Source organism: Stenotrophomonas sp. 3(2025) (assembly GCF_052665395.1).
Map to the genome: position 1 here is coordinate 78,905 of NZ_JBQOIF010000015.1, position 14,547 is coordinate 93,451.

15 protein-coding genes are annotated in these 14,547 nt (G+C 67.1%); 8 read left to right on the forward strand and 7 right to left on the reverse strand.

Annotation, left to right across the window (positions count from 1 at the left end; translation table 11 throughout):
- Positions 1-13: 13 nt before the first annotated feature.
- Genes sdhD through ACUXVE_RS12910 form a run of 3 tightly spaced genes read right to left on the reverse strand, consistent with a single transcriptional unit; the run spans position 14 to position 1,019 of the window.
- Complete coding sequence (gene sdhD / locus ACUXVE_RS12900; protein WP_025878813.1) at positions 14-400, reverse strand: succinate dehydrogenase, hydrophobic membrane anchor protein; 387 nt, start codon at positions 398-400, stop codon at positions 14-16.
- A complete protein-coding gene (sdhC, locus tag ACUXVE_RS12905; RefSeq protein ID WP_025878812.1) occupies positions 397-789 on the reverse strand; it encodes a succinate dehydrogenase, cytochrome b556 subunit in 393 nt (130 codons plus the stop codon). The genes sdhD and sdhC overlap by 4 nt, the downstream gene beginning before the upstream one ends.
- A 56-nt stretch (positions 790-845) precedes the next feature.
- Positions 846-1,019 carry a DUF1674 domain-containing protein gene (locus tag ACUXVE_RS12910; RefSeq protein WP_080149151.1) on the reverse strand — a complete coding sequence of 58 codons (174 nt, stop codon included), beginning with the start codon at positions 1,017-1,019 and terminating at the stop codon, positions 846-848.
- Positions 1,020-1,058: 39 nt separating this feature from the next.
- On the opposite strand from ACUXVE_RS12910, the gene ygfZ reads away from it, so the two are divergent.
- Positions 1,059-1,934, forward strand: coding sequence for a CAF17-like 4Fe-4S cluster assembly/insertion protein YgfZ (ygfZ, locus tag ACUXVE_RS12915; RefSeq protein ID WP_025878811.1), 876 nt, complete (start codon positions 1,059-1,061; stop codon positions 1,932-1,934).
- Between the two features lie 101 nt (positions 1,935-2,035).
- Here ygfZ and ACUXVE_RS12920 read toward each other — a convergent pair whose 3' ends face one another.
- Entirely contained in the window at positions 2,036-3,118 is a 1,083-nt protein-coding gene (locus tag ACUXVE_RS12920) for an ABC transporter ATP-binding protein (protein WP_117310110.1), read from the reverse strand.
- Between the two features lie 352 nt (positions 3,119-3,470).
- Here ACUXVE_RS12920 and zwf point away from each other — a divergent pair, with 352 nt between their 5' ends.
- The 5 genes from zwf to ACUXVE_RS12945 all read left to right on the forward strand — a co-directional run bounded on the left by zwf (position 3,471) and on the right by ACUXVE_RS12945 (position 9,504).
- Positions 3,471-4,907 carry a glucose-6-phosphate dehydrogenase gene (zwf, locus tag ACUXVE_RS12925; RefSeq protein ID WP_093819986.1) on the forward strand — a complete coding sequence of 479 codons (1,437 nt, stop codon included), beginning with the start codon at positions 3,471-3,473 and terminating at the stop codon, positions 4,905-4,907.
- Entirely contained in the window at positions 4,904-5,911 is a 1,008-nt protein-coding gene (glk, locus tag ACUXVE_RS12930) for a glucokinase (RefSeq protein WP_445514524.1), read from the forward strand. Before zwf ends, glk begins: the two co-directional genes overlap by 4 nt.
- Positions 5,908-6,630: a 6-phosphogluconolactonase gene (gene pgl / locus ACUXVE_RS12935; RefSeq protein ID WP_093819990.1), complete on the forward strand. Its 723-nt coding sequence runs from the start codon at positions 5,908-5,910 to the stop codon at positions 6,628-6,630. The genes glk and pgl overlap by 4 nt, the downstream gene beginning before the upstream one ends.
- A 58-nt stretch (positions 6,631-6,688) precedes the next feature.
- Positions 6,689-8,605, forward strand: a complete 1,917-nt coding sequence (gene edd, locus ACUXVE_RS12940) for a phosphogluconate dehydratase (protein WP_222389968.1) — start codon at positions 6,689-6,691, stop codon at positions 8,603-8,605.
- Between the two features lie 239 nt (positions 8,606-8,844).
- Complete coding sequence (locus tag ACUXVE_RS12945) at positions 8,845-9,504, forward strand: bifunctional 4-hydroxy-2-oxoglutarate aldolase/2-dehydro-3-deoxy-phosphogluconate aldolase (protein WP_032977879.1); 660 nt, start codon at positions 8,845-8,847, stop codon at positions 9,502-9,504.
- Between the two features lie 283 nt (positions 9,505-9,787).
- Here the strand turns inward: ACUXVE_RS12945 and ACUXVE_RS12950 are convergent, their stop codons facing one another.
- From ACUXVE_RS12950 to ispG, 3 genes are all read right to left on the reverse strand, one after another.
- Positions 9,788-10,435 (reverse strand): response regulator, encoded by a 648-nt coding sequence (locus tag ACUXVE_RS12950; protein ID WP_025878804.1) that lies wholly within the window; start codon positions 10,433-10,435, stop codon positions 9,788-9,790.
- 202 nt (positions 10,436-10,637) lie between these two features.
- Complete coding sequence (locus ACUXVE_RS12955; protein ID WP_025878803.1) at positions 10,638-11,387, reverse strand: phosphatase PAP2 family protein; 750 nt, start codon at positions 11,385-11,387, stop codon at positions 10,638-10,640.
- Positions 11,368-12,633 (reverse strand): flavodoxin-dependent (E)-4-hydroxy-3-methylbut-2-enyl-diphosphate synthase, encoded by a 1,266-nt coding sequence (gene ispG / locus ACUXVE_RS12960; protein ID WP_025878802.1) that lies wholly within the window; start codon positions 12,631-12,633, stop codon positions 11,368-11,370. Before ispG ends, ACUXVE_RS12955 begins: the two co-directional genes overlap by 20 nt.
- Before the next feature lie 114 nt (positions 12,634-12,747).
- Here ispG and ACUXVE_RS12965 point away from each other — a divergent pair, with 114 nt between their 5' ends.
- Positions 12,748-13,968, forward strand: coding sequence for an ATP-binding protein (locus ACUXVE_RS12965; protein ID WP_093819996.1), 1,221 nt, complete (start codon positions 12,748-12,750; stop codon positions 13,966-13,968).
- A complete protein-coding gene (locus tag ACUXVE_RS12970) occupies positions 13,965-14,534 on the forward strand; it encodes a response regulator transcription factor (protein ID WP_032952096.1) in 570 nt (189 codons plus the stop codon). The genes ACUXVE_RS12965 and ACUXVE_RS12970 overlap by 4 nt, the downstream gene beginning before the upstream one ends.
- Positions 14,535-14,547 lie beyond the last annotated feature (13 nt).

Below are 14,547 nucleotides of genomic sequence, written 5' to 3' on the forward strand. Positions count from 1 at the left end.
TTGGCGCCTGGGCTCAGGCAACGCCGAGGGCGATGCGGCCCACCGCAAACACACTGACGATCATGCCGAGCACGGCAACGAACTTCACCGCGGTCTGCAGCACCAGGGCCAGCAGCGATTCGTGGATGTAGTCCTCCAGCACGACCTGCAGGCCGAGCTGGGCATGCCAGAACATGGCGATCAGCAGGCCGATCAGCGGAACGGCGTTCCACGGCTTGGCGATCGCGGCGGTGGCGGTCACGTAATCCGAGCCCAACAGGCCCAGCACGAACACCAGGAACCAGATGCCCAGCACCACCAGCGCGGCGGCGGTCAGGCGCTGATGCACGAAGTGCTCGGTGCCGGTCTTGGCCGAACCGAGACCGCGCACGCCCTTCAACGGGGTACGGAACTTGCTCATGCGGCACCTCCGAACAGCACATAGGCCCACACCGCCAGGGTGATCAGCAGGCTGCCGATCACCGACATCCAGCTGCTGCGGATGAAGGTGGCAATGCGGAATCCGATCGCGAAGTCCTGCACGATATGGCGGATGCCATTGCACAGGTGATAGGCGAACGACCATGTCCACGCGAACAGGAACACGCGGCCATACCAGGCCCCGGCATGGCCGGTGAAGCAGTTCCAGGATTCGGGCCCCATCATCAGAGCCAACAGGCCTCCGGCGATGATGAGGGCACCAACAGACAGAAAGACGCCAGTGGCTCGATGCAGGATCGAGGTGGCCATCTGAATCTGCCAGCGATACACCTGAAGGTGCGGAGAAAGGGGACGTTGTCTGGTCGCCATTCGCTGGGCTCGTTGTCTCGGCTGGGCGGCATAAGGCCGCGTTGGCTCAATGCTGATCAAAAATCGATGCAGCGTCCGTTTTTTTCCCAATCGCCATACCGCACCGGATCAAGTCCGCCACGGCCACCGAATTCTTCTTCCACCTCTGGTTGTTCCACGGGCACAGGGACCGGGGGAACCAGCGGGGCTTCAGCTTCGGCGTCGGGAGTGGGGGTTGTTTGGCCTATCATGATGGGTCTCGCAACGCACAAATTTTAGACCTCGTTCACGTGCCTGACAACCTTCCCCCTGCTTTCGTCGCATATCCGCGCCTGCCCGGCCATCAATTGCTGAGCCTGCAGGGCGTGGATGCAGTGGCTTTTGCCCATGCCCAGTTCAGCAGCGACGTGACCGCCCTGCCCCTGCTGCACTGGCAGTGGAGCGCGTGGCTGAGCGCCAAGGGCCGCACCCTGGCGGTGTTCCAGCTGCTGCGCCTGGCCGATGACCATGTGCTGCTGGTGCTCGCCGACGGCGATGCCGATGCGATTGCGTCGCAACTGCAGCGCTTCGTGTTCCGCCGCAAAGTGAAACTGCAGGTGCATGCGGACCTGGCCGTTGCCGGTGCCTTTACTGCGCCGGAAGCCGCCGCTGGCGCCGCCATCGCGCTGGTCGGCAGCCAGGGTTGGGAGCTGGATCTGGGCAGCGACGCACTTCCCCGTACGCTGCGCATCGGCCCGGTCGAGGCCTTCCCGGCCAGCGACGAAGCCGAAGATGCCGCCTTCGCCCTGGCCTGGCGCCAGGCCGACCTGCGCTTTGGCCTGCCACGCTTGGCAGAGAGCCAGCGCGAGGTGTGGACCCCGCAGCAGCTGGGTCTGGACCGCCTCAACGGCTACAGCGTGAAGAAGGGCTGCTACCCCGGCCAGGAAATCGTCGCGCGCACCCATTTCCTCGGCAAGGCCAAGCGCGCGGTGCAGCTGCTGCATACCGCTGCACCTGCGCAGGCAGGCGATGGCGTGCAGCAGGACGGGGTCGCGCTCGGCACCCTGGCCAGCGTGGCCGGCGATCTGGCACTGGCCGTGCTGCCGCTGGAGACCGGCGACAGCGAACTGCAGGTGGGCAACGCGGTCGCGCAGCGGATGCCGCTGCTGGACGGCCTGGCGCGCTGAGGCGCCCGCCGGACATGGTCCGGCGCTACCACTGGCCTTGTGGGTGCGGAACGTTGGTCCGCACCGGATGGGTAGTGCCGGCCGCTGGCCGGCACTACCGGTTACAGGCGCTCGCCGGTTTCCGGGTTGAAGAAATGCAGGCCCTGCGGGTGGATCGCCACCCGGATGTCCTCGCCCACGCCCGGCAGCGACTGCGGCGCCACGCGCATGGTCAGCGCGTGCTGGCCGCTGCTCATGTTGACGAAGATCTCGTTGCCGACCGGCTCGATGCCCTCGATGCGTGCGGTGAACGCATGGGTGTCTTCGCTGCCTGCCGGCTGCAGGTGCTCGGGGCGCACGCCCACGGCGATCGGCTTCTGCAGCCACGCCGGATCGATCGTCGCCTGCCCCAGCGGAGCACGCCACTGGCCATCGACCACGGTCACGCCACCGGCGTCGCCCTGCAGCGTGCCGCGCAGCACGTTCATCGCCGGGCTGCCGAGGAAGCCGGCCACGAACAGGTTGGCCGGGCGGTCGTACAGCGCCATCGGCGTATCGATCTGCTGGATGATGCCGTCCTTCAGCACCACGATGCGCTGGCCAAGGGTCATCGCCTCGACCTGATCGTGGGTCACGTAGATCATGGTGGTGCCCAGCTTGCGGTGCAGCTGCGCGATCTCGGTGCGCACACTGTGGCGCAGCTTGGCATCCAGGTTCGACAGCGGCTCGTCCAGCAGGAACACCGCCGGCTCGCGCACCAGCGCACGGCCCAATGCAACGCGCTGGCGCTGGCCACCGGACATCGCCTTGGGCAGCTTGTCCATCATCTCGGTCAGCCCCAGCGTCTGCGCGGCTTCGCTGATGCGCTTGTCGATGGTCGCCTTGTCGTGCCCGCGCAGCTTCAGGCCAAAGGCCAGGTTCTCGGCCACGGTCATGTGCGGATACAGCGCATAGCTCTGGAACACCATCGCGATGTCGCGATCCTTCGGCGCCACGTCGTTGACCACGCGATCGCCGATGGTCAACGTGCCGCCGCTGATCTCTTCCAGCCCGGCCACCATCCGCAACAGGGTCGACTTGCCACACCCCGACGGACCGACCAGCACCATCAGTTCGCCATCGGCGACCTCGAAGGTGGCGTCCTTCACCGCAACCTGGCCGTTGTCGTAGACCTTGCGCACACCCTGCAACTGCACTTTTGCCATTTCACTCATCCAGTGCGCCCGACGCCGGGCTGTCTTTTGGGACTGCCTCGGCCCTCCCGATGGCAGTGATGATTGCGCGGTCGCCGCATGACGGCGACCACTGCAATCGAATACAGTTGCCCATTCTGCCATGTAAACGTTTTCACGTGGCACTATCCGACTGTCGGTGCGCACCGACCTGCATCGTCGACCGAACGAAGGGTTGCCGCTGTAGTGGTTTCGATTGGAACGGTGCTCCGCCAACCCGGAAAACCGATCCAGATGAGCCTCGGACAGGCAGTTGCGCGGATGTCCCCCGAACCCAGCCATGAAGCGATTGACAACGATGTCACCCGGATCTGAAACTCGAGCGATGCACGACACACTCTTCCTGTTTGGTGCCACAGGTGATCTGGCCCAGCGCTACCTGTTCCCTTCGCTGCTGCGCCTGCTCGGCGACGGCCTGCTGCCGGAGGATTTCCGCATCCGTGCGCTGGCCCTGTCGGGCCACGACACCGCAGCCTTCCATGACATCCTGCGCCCACGCCTGCAGCAGGCGATGCCGATGGCCAGCCAGGAGGACATCGCCTCCCTGCTGCGCCGCATCGACTACCGCTCGGTGGACCTGCGCGACGTCGACTCGGTCGCCGCTGCCGTGTCAGACCTGGTCGACCGCCGCTGCGTGAGCTACCTGGCGATCCCGCCGGGCCTGTACATCTCCACCTGCGAGGGCCTGGCCAAGGGCGGCGCGCTGGCCGCACCCGCGCGGCTGATGCTGGAGAAGCCGATCGGCAGCGACAGCGAAAGCGCCGAGGAGATCATCACCACCATCGGCCAGTGGATCGACGAAGACCGCGTGTTCCGCCTGGATCACTACCTGGGCAAGGCGGCGGTACAGAACCTGATCGCGCTGCGCTTCGGCAACACGCTGCTGGAAGCGGTGTGGAACCGCAATTACATCGAATCGGTGCACATCCTGGTCGCCGAGAGCGAAGGCGTGGATGGCCGCGATGCCTACTACGCACGCTCCGGCGCCCTGCGCGACATGGTGCAGAGCCACATCCTGCAGCTGCTGTGCATGGTGGCGATGGAGCCGCCGGCGTCGCTGGAAGCCGACCGCATCCGCGATGAGAAGGTCAAGGTGCTGCGCGCACTGCGCCCGCTGGATGCCAAGCACGCCGCGCGTGACAGCGTGCGCGGCCGCTACACCGCCGGCAGCATCAACGGCCAGCCCGCACAGGCCTACCAGCCGCCGGAAGGCAGCGACGTGGAGACCTTCGCCGGTGTCACCGCGCACATCGACAACTGGCGCTGGAGCGGCGTGCCGTTCCACCTGGTCACCGGCAAGCGCCTGCCCGAGCGCACCACCCGCGTGGTGGTGACCCTCAAGCCGGTCACGCATTGGTTGTTCGAGCGTCCGCAGCGTGCGCAGGCCGCACCGAACCGCCTGGTGTTCCAGCTGCAGCCGCAGGAGAACATCGAACTGGGCCTGATGAGCAGCCTGGCCGGGCCGGAATGGGGCGCGCTGGAACTGCAGCCGCTGGAGCTGGAGCTGTCGGTGCCGACCGGCCTGCATCGCCGCATTGCCTACGAGCGCCTGTTCCTGGACGCCTTCAACGGCAACCACACCCTGTTCGTGCGCGATGACGAGGTGCGTGCCGCTTGGGCCTGGATCGACAGCGTTGCCGATGCCTGGAAGGCGGCCAACCTGCCGCTGGAACCCTACCCTGCCGGCCAGTGGGGCCCGGCCAACGCGGTCGACTTCCTGCCGCAGGGTGTGGATGCGCCCGACAGCGGAGCGCCGGAATGAGTACCAGTTCGCAGCCCGTGCTTGTGGCCGACATCGGCGGCACCAACGCCCGCTTCGCCCTGGCCGACACCTCGCAGGACACCCCGCTGCTGAAAGAGAGCATCCGCGAGTACGCCGTGGCGGAGTTCCCGTCGCTGGGTGATGCCGCGCGCCACCATCTGGAGCAGATCGGCGCCACCGCAAGCCGTGGCGTGTTCGCAGTCGCCGGTCGTGTCGATGGTGACGAAGCCCGCATCACCAACCATCCGTGGGTGATCTCGCGCAGCCGCACGGCCGCGATGCTTGGTTTCAACGAACTGCACCTGATCAACGACTTCGCCGCGCAGGCGATGGCGATTTCGCTGCTGCAGCCCGATGACGTGGTCCAGGTCGGCGGTGCCGCCTGGGTTCCGGGCAAGCCGGGTCAGCCGCGCAACTACGCAGTGATCGGCCCAGGTACCGGCCTCGGCGTCGGCGGCCTGATCCTTCGCCACGGCCGCTGTTACCCGCTGGAAACCGAGGGTGGTCATGTCAGCTTCCCGCCGGGAACGCCGGAAGAGATCCGCATCCTGGAGATCCTGTCCGAGCAGTTCGGGCGCGTCTCCAACGAGCGGCTGATCTGCGGCCCCGGCCTGGTCAACATCCATCGCGCAATCTGCGAGATGGCGGGTATCGACCCGGGCCAACTGCAACCGGTGGACGTGACCGCCCGCGCCCTGCACGGCGATCCACAGGCGATGCGTACCGTGGATGTGTTCTGCGCGGTGTTCGGCGCCATTGCCGGTGATCTGGTGCTGACCCAGGGCGCCTGGGATGGCGTGTTCCTGACCGGTGGGCTGACTGCGAAGATGCTCGATTCATTGCAGCACTCCGGTTTCCGCCAGCGCTTCGAACACAAGGGCCGGTTCTCTTCGATCATGGCGCGGGTGCCGTCGCTGGCCGTGATGCATCCCCACGCCGGACTGCTGGGCGCCGCTGCCTATGCTGCCGACGCCGAACGTGACGCACCAGGAGTTGCCGCATGAGCCCCATCTTCCAGGACGACCGTATCGACTTCATCAACCACGGCGATGCCGATGGCTGGATCGAGGCGGTTGCAGCCGAAATGGCCCAGGCGATCAATTACGACATCACCGAACTGGGCCGCGCACGCATCCTGTTGTCCGGCGGCACCACGCCGGCACCGGTGTACCAGGCGCTGGCCGAGCTGGACGTGCATTGGGACCGCGTTGAAGTGAGCCTGGCCGACGAACGCTGGTTGTCGCCGCAGGATCGCGACAGCAATGCGTGGCTGGTGCGCGAGAACCTGCTCACACGTGCCGAAGGTGCGCACTTCGATCCGCTGGTGCGGATCGGCAAGCCGCTGCCCGAGTGCGTGTACACCGCCAACCTGCAGGCCCAGCACAGCCAGGCGCCAAGCCTGGTCGCACTGGGCATGGGCAACGACGGCCATACCGCCTCGCTGTTCCCGGGCTCGAAGGACCTGACCCGCGCGCTGGAAAGCACCCTGCCGTATGCCGCACTGGATGCCACCGGCTGTCCCGGTGCCAACCAGTGGCCGCTGCGCATCACCCTGACCCCGCGCGGCCTGGCCCAGTGCCGCCAGCGCCTGCTGCTGCTGCGCGGCAAGCAGAAGCTGCAGGTGCTGCGCCAGGCATTGGACAGCAACGACCCGCAGCAGTATCCGATCCTCAACGCGATCAACCTGGAAGGCGCGCGCCTGCGCGTCCACTGGGCTGATTGATGTCGGCGGCGGCGCCTTGCTGCCGTTTGCCTCTCGCCACCTCGAACGCCGGTAGCCCATGAGCCTCCATCCGCAACTGCAAGCCATCACTGAGCGCGTCATCCGCCGCAGCGCCGCCTCGCGCGCCGCCTATCTGGCAGCGATCGACGCCTCCCTGCGCGATGGCCCGTTCCGCAGCCGCCTCAGCTGCGGCAACCTCGCCCACGGTTTCGCCGCCTGTGGCGGCACCGACAAGAGCCGCCTGCGTGGCGGCGTGACGGCCAACCTGGGCATCATCACCGCCTACAACGACATGCTGTCGGCGCACCAGCCGTTCGAAACCTATCCCGAACAGATCCGTGCGGTGGCCCGCGAGCTGGGCGCGACGGCACAGGTTGCCGGCGCTGTGCCGGCGATGTGCGACGGCGTCACCCAGGGCCGTGGCGGCATGGAGCTGTCGCTGTTCTCGCGTGATGTCATTGCCCAGGCCACCGCGATCGGGCTCAGCCACGACATGTTCGATACCACCGTGTACCTCGGTGTGTGCGACAAGATCGTGCCGGGCCTGCTGATCGGCGCCCTCGCCTTCGGCCACCTTCCGGCGGTGTTCGTGCCGGCTGGCCCGATGACGCCGGGCATTCCCAACAAGCAGAAGGCCGAAGTGCGCGAGCGCTACGCCGCCGGTGAAGCGACCCGCGAAGAACTGCTGGAAGCCGAATCGGCGTCCTACCACGGCGCAGGCACCTGCACCTTCTACGGCACCGCCAATTCCAACCAGGTGCTGCTGGAAGCGATGGGCGTGCAGCTGCCGGGCGCATCGTTCGTCAATCCGGACACGCCGCTGCGCGATGCACTGACCCGCGAAGCCACCGAGCGCGCACTGGACATCACTGCGCTGGGCGACGACTTCCGTCCGCTGGGCCGGATCATCGACGAGCGCGCGATCATCAACGCGGTCATCGCGCTGATGGCCACCGGCGGCTCGACCAACCACACCATCCACTGGATCGCGGTGGCACGTGCGGCCGGCATCGTGCTGACCTGGGACGACTTCGACGAGCTGTCGCAGCTGATCCCGCTGCTGGCACGTGTCTATCCGAATGGCGAGGCCGACGTGAACCGCTTCGCTGCAGCGGGTGGCCCGGCGTTCGTGTTCGGTGAGCTGATCAAGGCTGGCCTGATGCATGGCGACCTGGTCAGCGTCGCCCGTGGCGGCATGGCCGACTACGCCCGCGAGCCGCAGCTGCGCGATGGCAAGCTGGTGTACCTGCCGGGCCTGGAGCGCAGCGCCGATGAAGAAGTGGTGCGCAGCGTCGACAACCCGTTCGAGAGCCAGGGTGGCCTGCGCCTGTTGCGCGGCAACCTCGGCAAGTCGCTGATCAAGCTGTCGGCGGTGAAGCCGCAGTACCGCACCATCGAAGCGCCGGCCGTGGTGGTTGATGCGCCGCAGGTGCTGAACAAGCTGCATGCCGGCGGCCTGCTGCCCGAGCATTTCGTGGCGGTGGTGCGTTACCAGGGGCCGCGCGCGAATGGCATGCCGGAACTGCATTCGCTGGCGCCGCTGCTGGGCCTGCTGCAGAACCAGGGAAGGCGCGTGGCGCTGGTCACCGATGGTCGCCTGTCCGGCGCCTCGGGCAAGATTCCCGCCGCCATCCACGTGACGCCGGAAGCTGCGCGCGGTGGTCCGCTGGGCAAGGTGCGCGAGGGCGACATCATCCGCCTGGATGGTGAGGCCGGCACCCTTGAGGTGCTGGTGGACGCAGGCGAATGGGCAGCGCGTACACATGCGCCGAATACGTCGCCGACGGCCAATGACCTGGGCCGCAACCTGTTTGCGATCAACCGGCGCGTGGTGGGTCCGGCCGATCAGGGCGCGATCTCTATTTCGTGCGGTCCGGCGGCGGCTGACGGTGTGCCGTGGGACTACGACGCGGAGTATGAGCTGGGGCACGATGCGGCGGCGGCGGCGGCGCCGCATGAGGCGAAGGACGCCTGAGGGATTGAAGCGCGTTGCGGGTTTGTCGCAGCGGTAAATTTCCTGGCTGAGGGCGCGGTCAGCCCCAGCCGGGACACGCCGTAAACCCATCCATGATGGGGGCTCGGTCGCGGCATCCATGCCGCTCACGGTCCCGTCTGGGGCCGACCGCGCCCTCCTGACACTCCCCCGGCGCGTCAACGCCGCGAAGTGATCATTGAAAGCACAACTAGAGCGAAAGCAAAGGCAGAAGCAGAGCTATGGGTATCGAACAACATCAGGTGCGGGCGGCGGAGTTGTTGCATGCGGCCGGCATCCTGCCGGTGGTGACGATTCATACGCTGGACCAGGCACGTGCGGTCAGCGCGGCGCTGCTGGAAGGCGGATTGCCGGCGATCGAGCTGACGCTGCGTACGCCGGTGGCGATGGAAGCGCTGGCGATGCTCAAGCGTGAGCTGCCGGATGTGGTGGTCGGCGCCGGTACGGTGCTGACGGTGGAGCAGATGCAACAGTCGATCGATGCGGGCGCCGATTTCCTGGTGACCCCGGGCACGCCGCCGGTGCTGGCCGATGCGTTGGCTGCGGCACCGCTGCCGGTGGTACCGGGTGCGGCGACGCCGACCGAACTGCTGGCGCTCTACGCGCGCGGTTTCCGCGTGTGCAAGCTGTTCCCGGCCACGGCCGTGGGTGGCCTGGCGATGATCAAGGGCGTAGCCGGCCCAATCGCCGACCTCAAGCTGTGCCCGACCGGTGGCATCACCGAGAACACCGCCGCCGAGTACCTGGAGCAGAAGAACGTGGTCTGCATCGGTGGCTCGTGGATGGTGCCGGGCAACTGGATCGACGCCGGCCAGTGGGACAAGGTGCGCGAAAGCGCGGCCCAGGCCGCGAAGATCGTCAAGCGCGTACGCGGTCACTGACGCAGTACGGAGTCAGAGCCCTTTCCCGCCGGGAAAGGGATCCGACCCCAAGCGCGCAAAGCGCGCGACCCGCTCCTGCCGTTCCTTCTTCATTCCGCGGTGGCAGCGCACGGAACTTGTCCGTGGCCGGGCGGATGGGTTGCGCAGGGGCGTGAGCCGCATGGATGCGGCGACCGAGCTTACATGGACGTACTTGCAGCGTCCCCTGCGCAGCCCATCCGTCCGGCCAACCCCACGAACTCCGTCGCACCACCGCGAGGGGCTCAGCCGTTGGCCGACACCCTTACAGCGGCCGTGCCGGATCCACCAGCCCGTACTGGCTGGCCATCCGCGCCAACGCGATGTTGTCGTGGATTCCCATCTTCTCGAACAACCGTGCCTTGTGCGTGTTGACCGTCTTCGCGCTCAGGCTCAGACGACGGGCGATGTCTTCCTGGCGCAGGCCCTGGGTCAGCAGCAACGCCACTTCCAGCTCACGCGGCGACAGGTTGTCGAACGGCGAGCCGTTGCCTTCCACGGTGGACAACGCCAGGTTCTGCGCGATGCTCGTGCCCAGGTAGCGCCGTCCGGCGGCTACGTCGCGCACCGCTCGCAGCAGTTCCTGCGCATCACAGCCCTTGCCGATGTAACCGGCAGCCCCGGCTTCGAGCAGGCGCTTGGGCAGCGGACCGTCTTCCAGCACCGACACGATCACCACCCGCGTGCTGCGGTGGCCACGGACGATGCGCTCGGTCACTTCCATCCCGCTCACGCCGGGCAGGTGCAGATCACACAGCACCACGTCCGGTTGCAGCTGGCGGATCGCGGGCAGCGCGTCTTCGCCCGTTTCGGCCTCGCCCACCACTTCAATGTCGGTTTCACTCGACAGTATCATTTTCATCCCGGTGCGGACCAACGCATGGTCATCCACCAGGTAGACTCGAATCGTCATTCACGTACCTCTTCGAATGCGGCCAATACGGGTCAACCTAGGCAGGAGCACCTGACCACTGCAAGCGCGGATGTTGCGCAATTCCGGCGTTCTGCCTTGCGCATCACATTCTTCACGCACTGATCGTGCCCCTTGCCCTGCAGAACCCGTTACAACGAAACAACCCGTCCCTCAGGTAGACGCCCTTGGGAGGGCATCCACGTCACTCCCCTTGCGTGATCGCTTCGCTGGCCGTCGCTGGCGGCGAACCGTGCCGTCGCCATGGATGGCGGCGGCTGAACATGACCAGATAGCACCCTACCACCCAAACCAGCGCGGCACACCACCCGGCGAGGATGTCGGAGGGGTAATGCACCCCCAGATAGACCCGGGAAACGCTTACCAGCAGGCTGAACGACGGCGCCAGCAGCAGCACCGGCCAGCGCCAGCGGGTATTCCAGGCCAGCAGCACCAGGGTGACCGCCAGGGTCATCGAGCCCATCGCGTGGCCACTGGGGAAACTGAACGTGGATTCCGGCGCGATCGATTCCCACAGGCTGGGCCGGTCACGCTGGAAGAAGTGCTTGCTGCCCATGTTGAGCAGCGCCGACCCTACGAAGCTCACGGCCACGAAGGTCGCTTCACGCCAACGCCGGTGCCAGGCCAGTGCACCGACAATCAGCACATCGGCCGGGATCAGGAACCACTCGTAGCCCAGTTTCGACAACAGCACGAACACGTGGTCCAGCCACGGCGAATGCAGGCCGTGCATCTGCCACAGCAGCGGCGCATCGAAATGGAAGGATTCGAACTCGTGCACCTCGTCGGCCAGGGCGACGAATCCGGCCAGCGGCAGCAGCACGCCGGCAAACAGCAGCAGCAGCCGCCAGGCATTGCGCGCCATCCAGTGGCGGAAGCCGGAGGCGGGCTCCGGTGCAGCGAGGATCGTCGGCTTACCCGGCGCTTCGGACATAGGTGCGTTCAACGTAATCATCGATCAGGGCGACGAATTCCTGGGCGATGTTCTCGCCACGCAGGGTCACCTTCTTCTCGCCATCGACGAACACCGGTGCCGACGGTGCTTCACCGGTGCCCGGCAGCGAGATGCCGATGTTGGCATGCCGCGACTCACCCGGCCCGTTGACCACGCAACCCATCACCGCCAGGGTCATGTTCTCCGCACCCGGGTGCTGGATCTTCCACAGCGGCATCTTTTCGCGCACGTGGTTCTGCACCACCTTGGCCAACTCCTGGAAGAATTCCGAGGTGGTGCGGCCGCAGCCCGGGCACGCCGTGACCAGCGGAGTGAAGGCGCGCTGGCCGGTGGTCTGCAGCAGTTCCTGGGCGACGATCACTTCCTGCGTGCGCGACTGGCCCGGTTCGGGCGTCAGCGAAATGCGGATGGTGTCGCCGATGCCTTCCTGCAGCAGCACGCTGAGCGCCGCCGCCGAGGCGACGATGCCCTTGCTGCCGATACCGGCTTCGGTCAGGCCCAGATGCAGGGCGAAGTCCGAACGCTGGGCCAGGTCGCGGTAGACCGCGATCAGCTCCTGCACGCCGCTGACCTTGGCCGACAGGATGATGCGATCGCGCGGCAACCCCAGCTCGACGGCCTGCTCGGCCGAATCCAGTGCCGAACGGATCAGCGCCTCGCGCAGCACGCGGCCAGCGTCCCAGGGCTGTTCGCGGTGGTTGTTCTCGTCCATCAGCTTGGCCGCCAGGGCCTGGTCCAGCGAGCCCCAGTTGGCGCCGATGCGCACCGGCTTGTTGTAGCGGATGGCGAACTCGATCAGCTGGGCGAACTGCAGGTCCTTCTTCTTGCCGAAGCCCACGTTGCCCGGGTTGATGCGGTACTTGGCCAGCGCTTCGGCGCAGGCCGGCTCGGCCGTCAGCAGCTGGTGGCCGTTGTAGTGGAAGTCGCCGATCAGCGGCACGTCGATGCCCATCATCGCCAGCTTGTCGACGATGCGCGGGATCGCCGCGGCCGCTTCGACCGTGTTGACGGTCAGGCGCACCATTTCCGAGCCGGCACGCCAGAGCTCAGCGACCTGCTTGACGCTGGACGCCACATCGGACGTGTCGGTATTGGTCATCGACTGCACCACGACCGGCTTGCCACCGCCCACGGTGACTCCACCGATCTGGACCGCTTGGGTCAGGCGACGGGGCCAGGAAGTGGCATCGGAGGGGGCTGTAGGGCGGGTGACGGCGTCATGCATGCGGGCATTCTAACGCCCGCCCCGACCTTCCGGGTGTGTCGCATTCAGGCGACAGTCCGGCTGCGGCCGATTGTCGCAGGCAGCCGCCCCCGCGAACGCATACGATGGGCGCGAATGACCGGTCCCGACGCCCCGTTTCTCCGAACCCTGTGCAGCCTGCGCTGGTTGGCCGTGGCTGGCCAGGCGGCCACCATCCTGGTTGCGACCTGGGTGCTGGGACTGCCCTTGCCGCAACTGCCGCTGTGGTCGGGCGTGGCCGTGCTCGCCGTATTCAACCTGTATACGCAGCTGCGCCCGGAGCCGGCCGATACCGCGCCGCTGACTGCCTTCGGCCACATCCTGGTGGACGTGATCATCCTCACCTGGATGGTCAGCTGGAGCGGCGGCATCGCCAATCCGTTCGGCTCGCTGTTCCTGATCCTGATCGCCCTGGCGGCCTTCGCCCTGCCCCTGCGCTGGGCCCTGGCCGTGGCCAGCGCCTGCCTGCTGGGCTACGCCGCCAGCGGACTGTTCGGGCAACCGCTGCCGGCGGGCTATTTCAACGCACTGGACCTCAATCGCTGGGGCGTGATCGCCACCTTCCTGCTGTCCGCTGCGGTCGTACTGATCTTCTCTACCCGGCTGGCGATCGCGCTGCGCGAGCGCGAGCTGGAACTGTCGGCACTGCGCGAACGCTTCGCGCGCAACGAGGGCATCGTCGCCCTGGCCACGCATGCAGCCTCGGTGGCGCACGAACTGAACACGCCGCTGGCGACGATGACCCTGCTCGCCGACGACGTGGCCGAACGCAGCGAAGAACCGGAAGTGCGCGAGGACATGGAAACCCTGCGCGAACTGCTGGTGCAGTGCCGGGAGCGCGTGCTGGCCCTGGCCGCCCCGGCCTCCAATGACCGCCCCGGGCGCGCCCACTCCACGGCCCAGCAGGTGCTGGAGCAATGGCGGCTGGTGCGCCCGACCATCGACCTGCATCGCAACGACGACGCACCGCTGCGCCTGCCGCTGGACCCGGGCGTCGGCCACCTGCTGATGGTGCTGCTGAACAATGCTGCCGATGCCGGCGAGCAGGCCGGCCGACCACGCGTCGATCTCAGCCTGCGCATCGAAGGCGACGACCTGATCGGCGAAGTGCGCGACTACGGCCATGGCTTCAACGCCCGCGCCGCCGTGCTGCCGGGCAAGCTGTTCGGCAGCAGCAAGAGTGAAGGCATGGGCGTCGGTCTTGCCCTGTCCCATGCCACCATCGAACGCCTGGACGGCGAGATGTGGATGCGCCCGGCCCAAGGGGCCGGTAGCCGCGTCGGCTTCCGCCTGCCGTTGGCCCCCCGCGAGGAATGACCATGACTGCTTCCACCCTTGGCCTGCTGGTCGACGACGACGAACTCTACCTGCGCACCCTGCAGCGCAGCCTGGCCCGCAAAGGGCTGGAGACGCAGACCGCACAGGATGCGGCCAGCGCGCTGGCACTGGCCCGCCAGCATCCGCCGGCGTTCGCGTTGATCGACCTGAAGCTGGGCAGCGATTCCGGCCTGGCCCTGATCCAGCCGCTGCGCGCCCTGCGCGCGGACATGCGGATCCTGCTGGTGACCGGCTATGCCAGCATCGCCACGGCGGTGGAGGCGATCAAGCTGGGCGCCGACGACTACCTGCCGAAGCCATCGACGGTGCCGATGATCCTGCGTGCGCTGGGCGAGGAAGACGATGGCCCGGCCGATGACGGCGAGATGGAAGTGCCCGATGCGATGACCCCGATCAGCCGCCTGCAGTGGGAACACATCCAGCAGGCGATGCATGAAACCGGCGGCAATGTGTCGGCGGCCGCGCGGCTGCTCGGCATGCACCGGCGTTCGCTGCAGCGCAAGCTGGCCAAGCGGCCGAGCCCGGAACGCGATCCGAGCCGGTGAAGCGTCGTCGTAT

What these genes read in the sequence shown, in the direction of transcription:
- sdhD (WP_025878813.1), bottom strand. Translation starts at nt 400, where the DNA reads ATGAGCAAGTTCCGTACCCCGTTGAAGGGCGTGCGCGGTCTCGGTTCG.
- sdhC (WP_025878812.1), bottom strand. Translation starts at nt 789, where the DNA reads ATGGCGACCAGACAACGTCCCCTTTCTCCGCACCTTCAGGTGTATCGC.
- ACUXVE_RS12910 (WP_080149151.1), bottom strand. Translation starts at nt 1,019, where the DNA reads ATGATAGGCCAAACAACCCCCACTCCCGACGCCGAAGCTGAAGCCCCG.
- ACUXVE_RS12920 (WP_117310110.1), bottom strand. Translation starts at nt 3,118, where the DNA reads ATGGCAAAAGTGCAGTTGCAGGGTGTGCGCAAGGTCTACGACAACGGC.
- zwf (WP_093819986.1), top strand. Translation starts at nt 3,471, where the DNA reads ATGCACGACACACTCTTCCTGTTTGGTGCCACAGGTGATCTGGCCCAG.
- glk (WP_445514524.1), top strand. Translation starts at nt 4,904, where the DNA reads ATGAGTACCAGTTCGCAGCCCGTGCTTGTGGCCGACATCGGCGGCACC.
- pgl (WP_093819990.1), top strand. Translation starts at nt 5,908, where the DNA reads ATGAGCCCCATCTTCCAGGACGACCGTATCGACTTCATCAACCACGGC.
- edd (WP_222389968.1), top strand. Translation starts at nt 6,689, where the DNA reads ATGAGCCTCCATCCGCAACTGCAAGCCATCACTGAGCGCGTCATCCGC.
- ACUXVE_RS12945 (WP_032977879.1), top strand. Translation starts at nt 8,845, where the DNA reads ATGGGTATCGAACAACATCAGGTGCGGGCGGCGGAGTTGTTGCATGCG.
- ACUXVE_RS12950 (WP_025878804.1), bottom strand. Translation starts at nt 10,435, where the DNA reads ATGACGATTCGAGTCTACCTGGTGGATGACCATGCGTTGGTCCGCACC.
- ACUXVE_RS12955 (WP_025878803.1), bottom strand. Translation starts at nt 11,387, where the DNA reads ATGTCCGAAGCGCCGGGTAAGCCGACGATCCTCGCTGCACCGGAGCCC.
- ispG (WP_025878802.1), bottom strand. Translation starts at nt 12,633, where the DNA reads ATGCATGACGCCGTCACCCGCCCTACAGCCCCCTCCGATGCCACTTCC.
- ACUXVE_RS12965 (WP_093819996.1), top strand. Translation starts at nt 12,748, where the DNA reads ATGACCGGTCCCGACGCCCCGTTTCTCCGAACCCTGTGCAGCCTGCGC.
- ACUXVE_RS12970 (WP_032952096.1), top strand. Translation starts at nt 13,965, where the DNA reads ATGACCATGACTGCTTCCACCCTTGGCCTGCTGGTCGACGACGACGAA.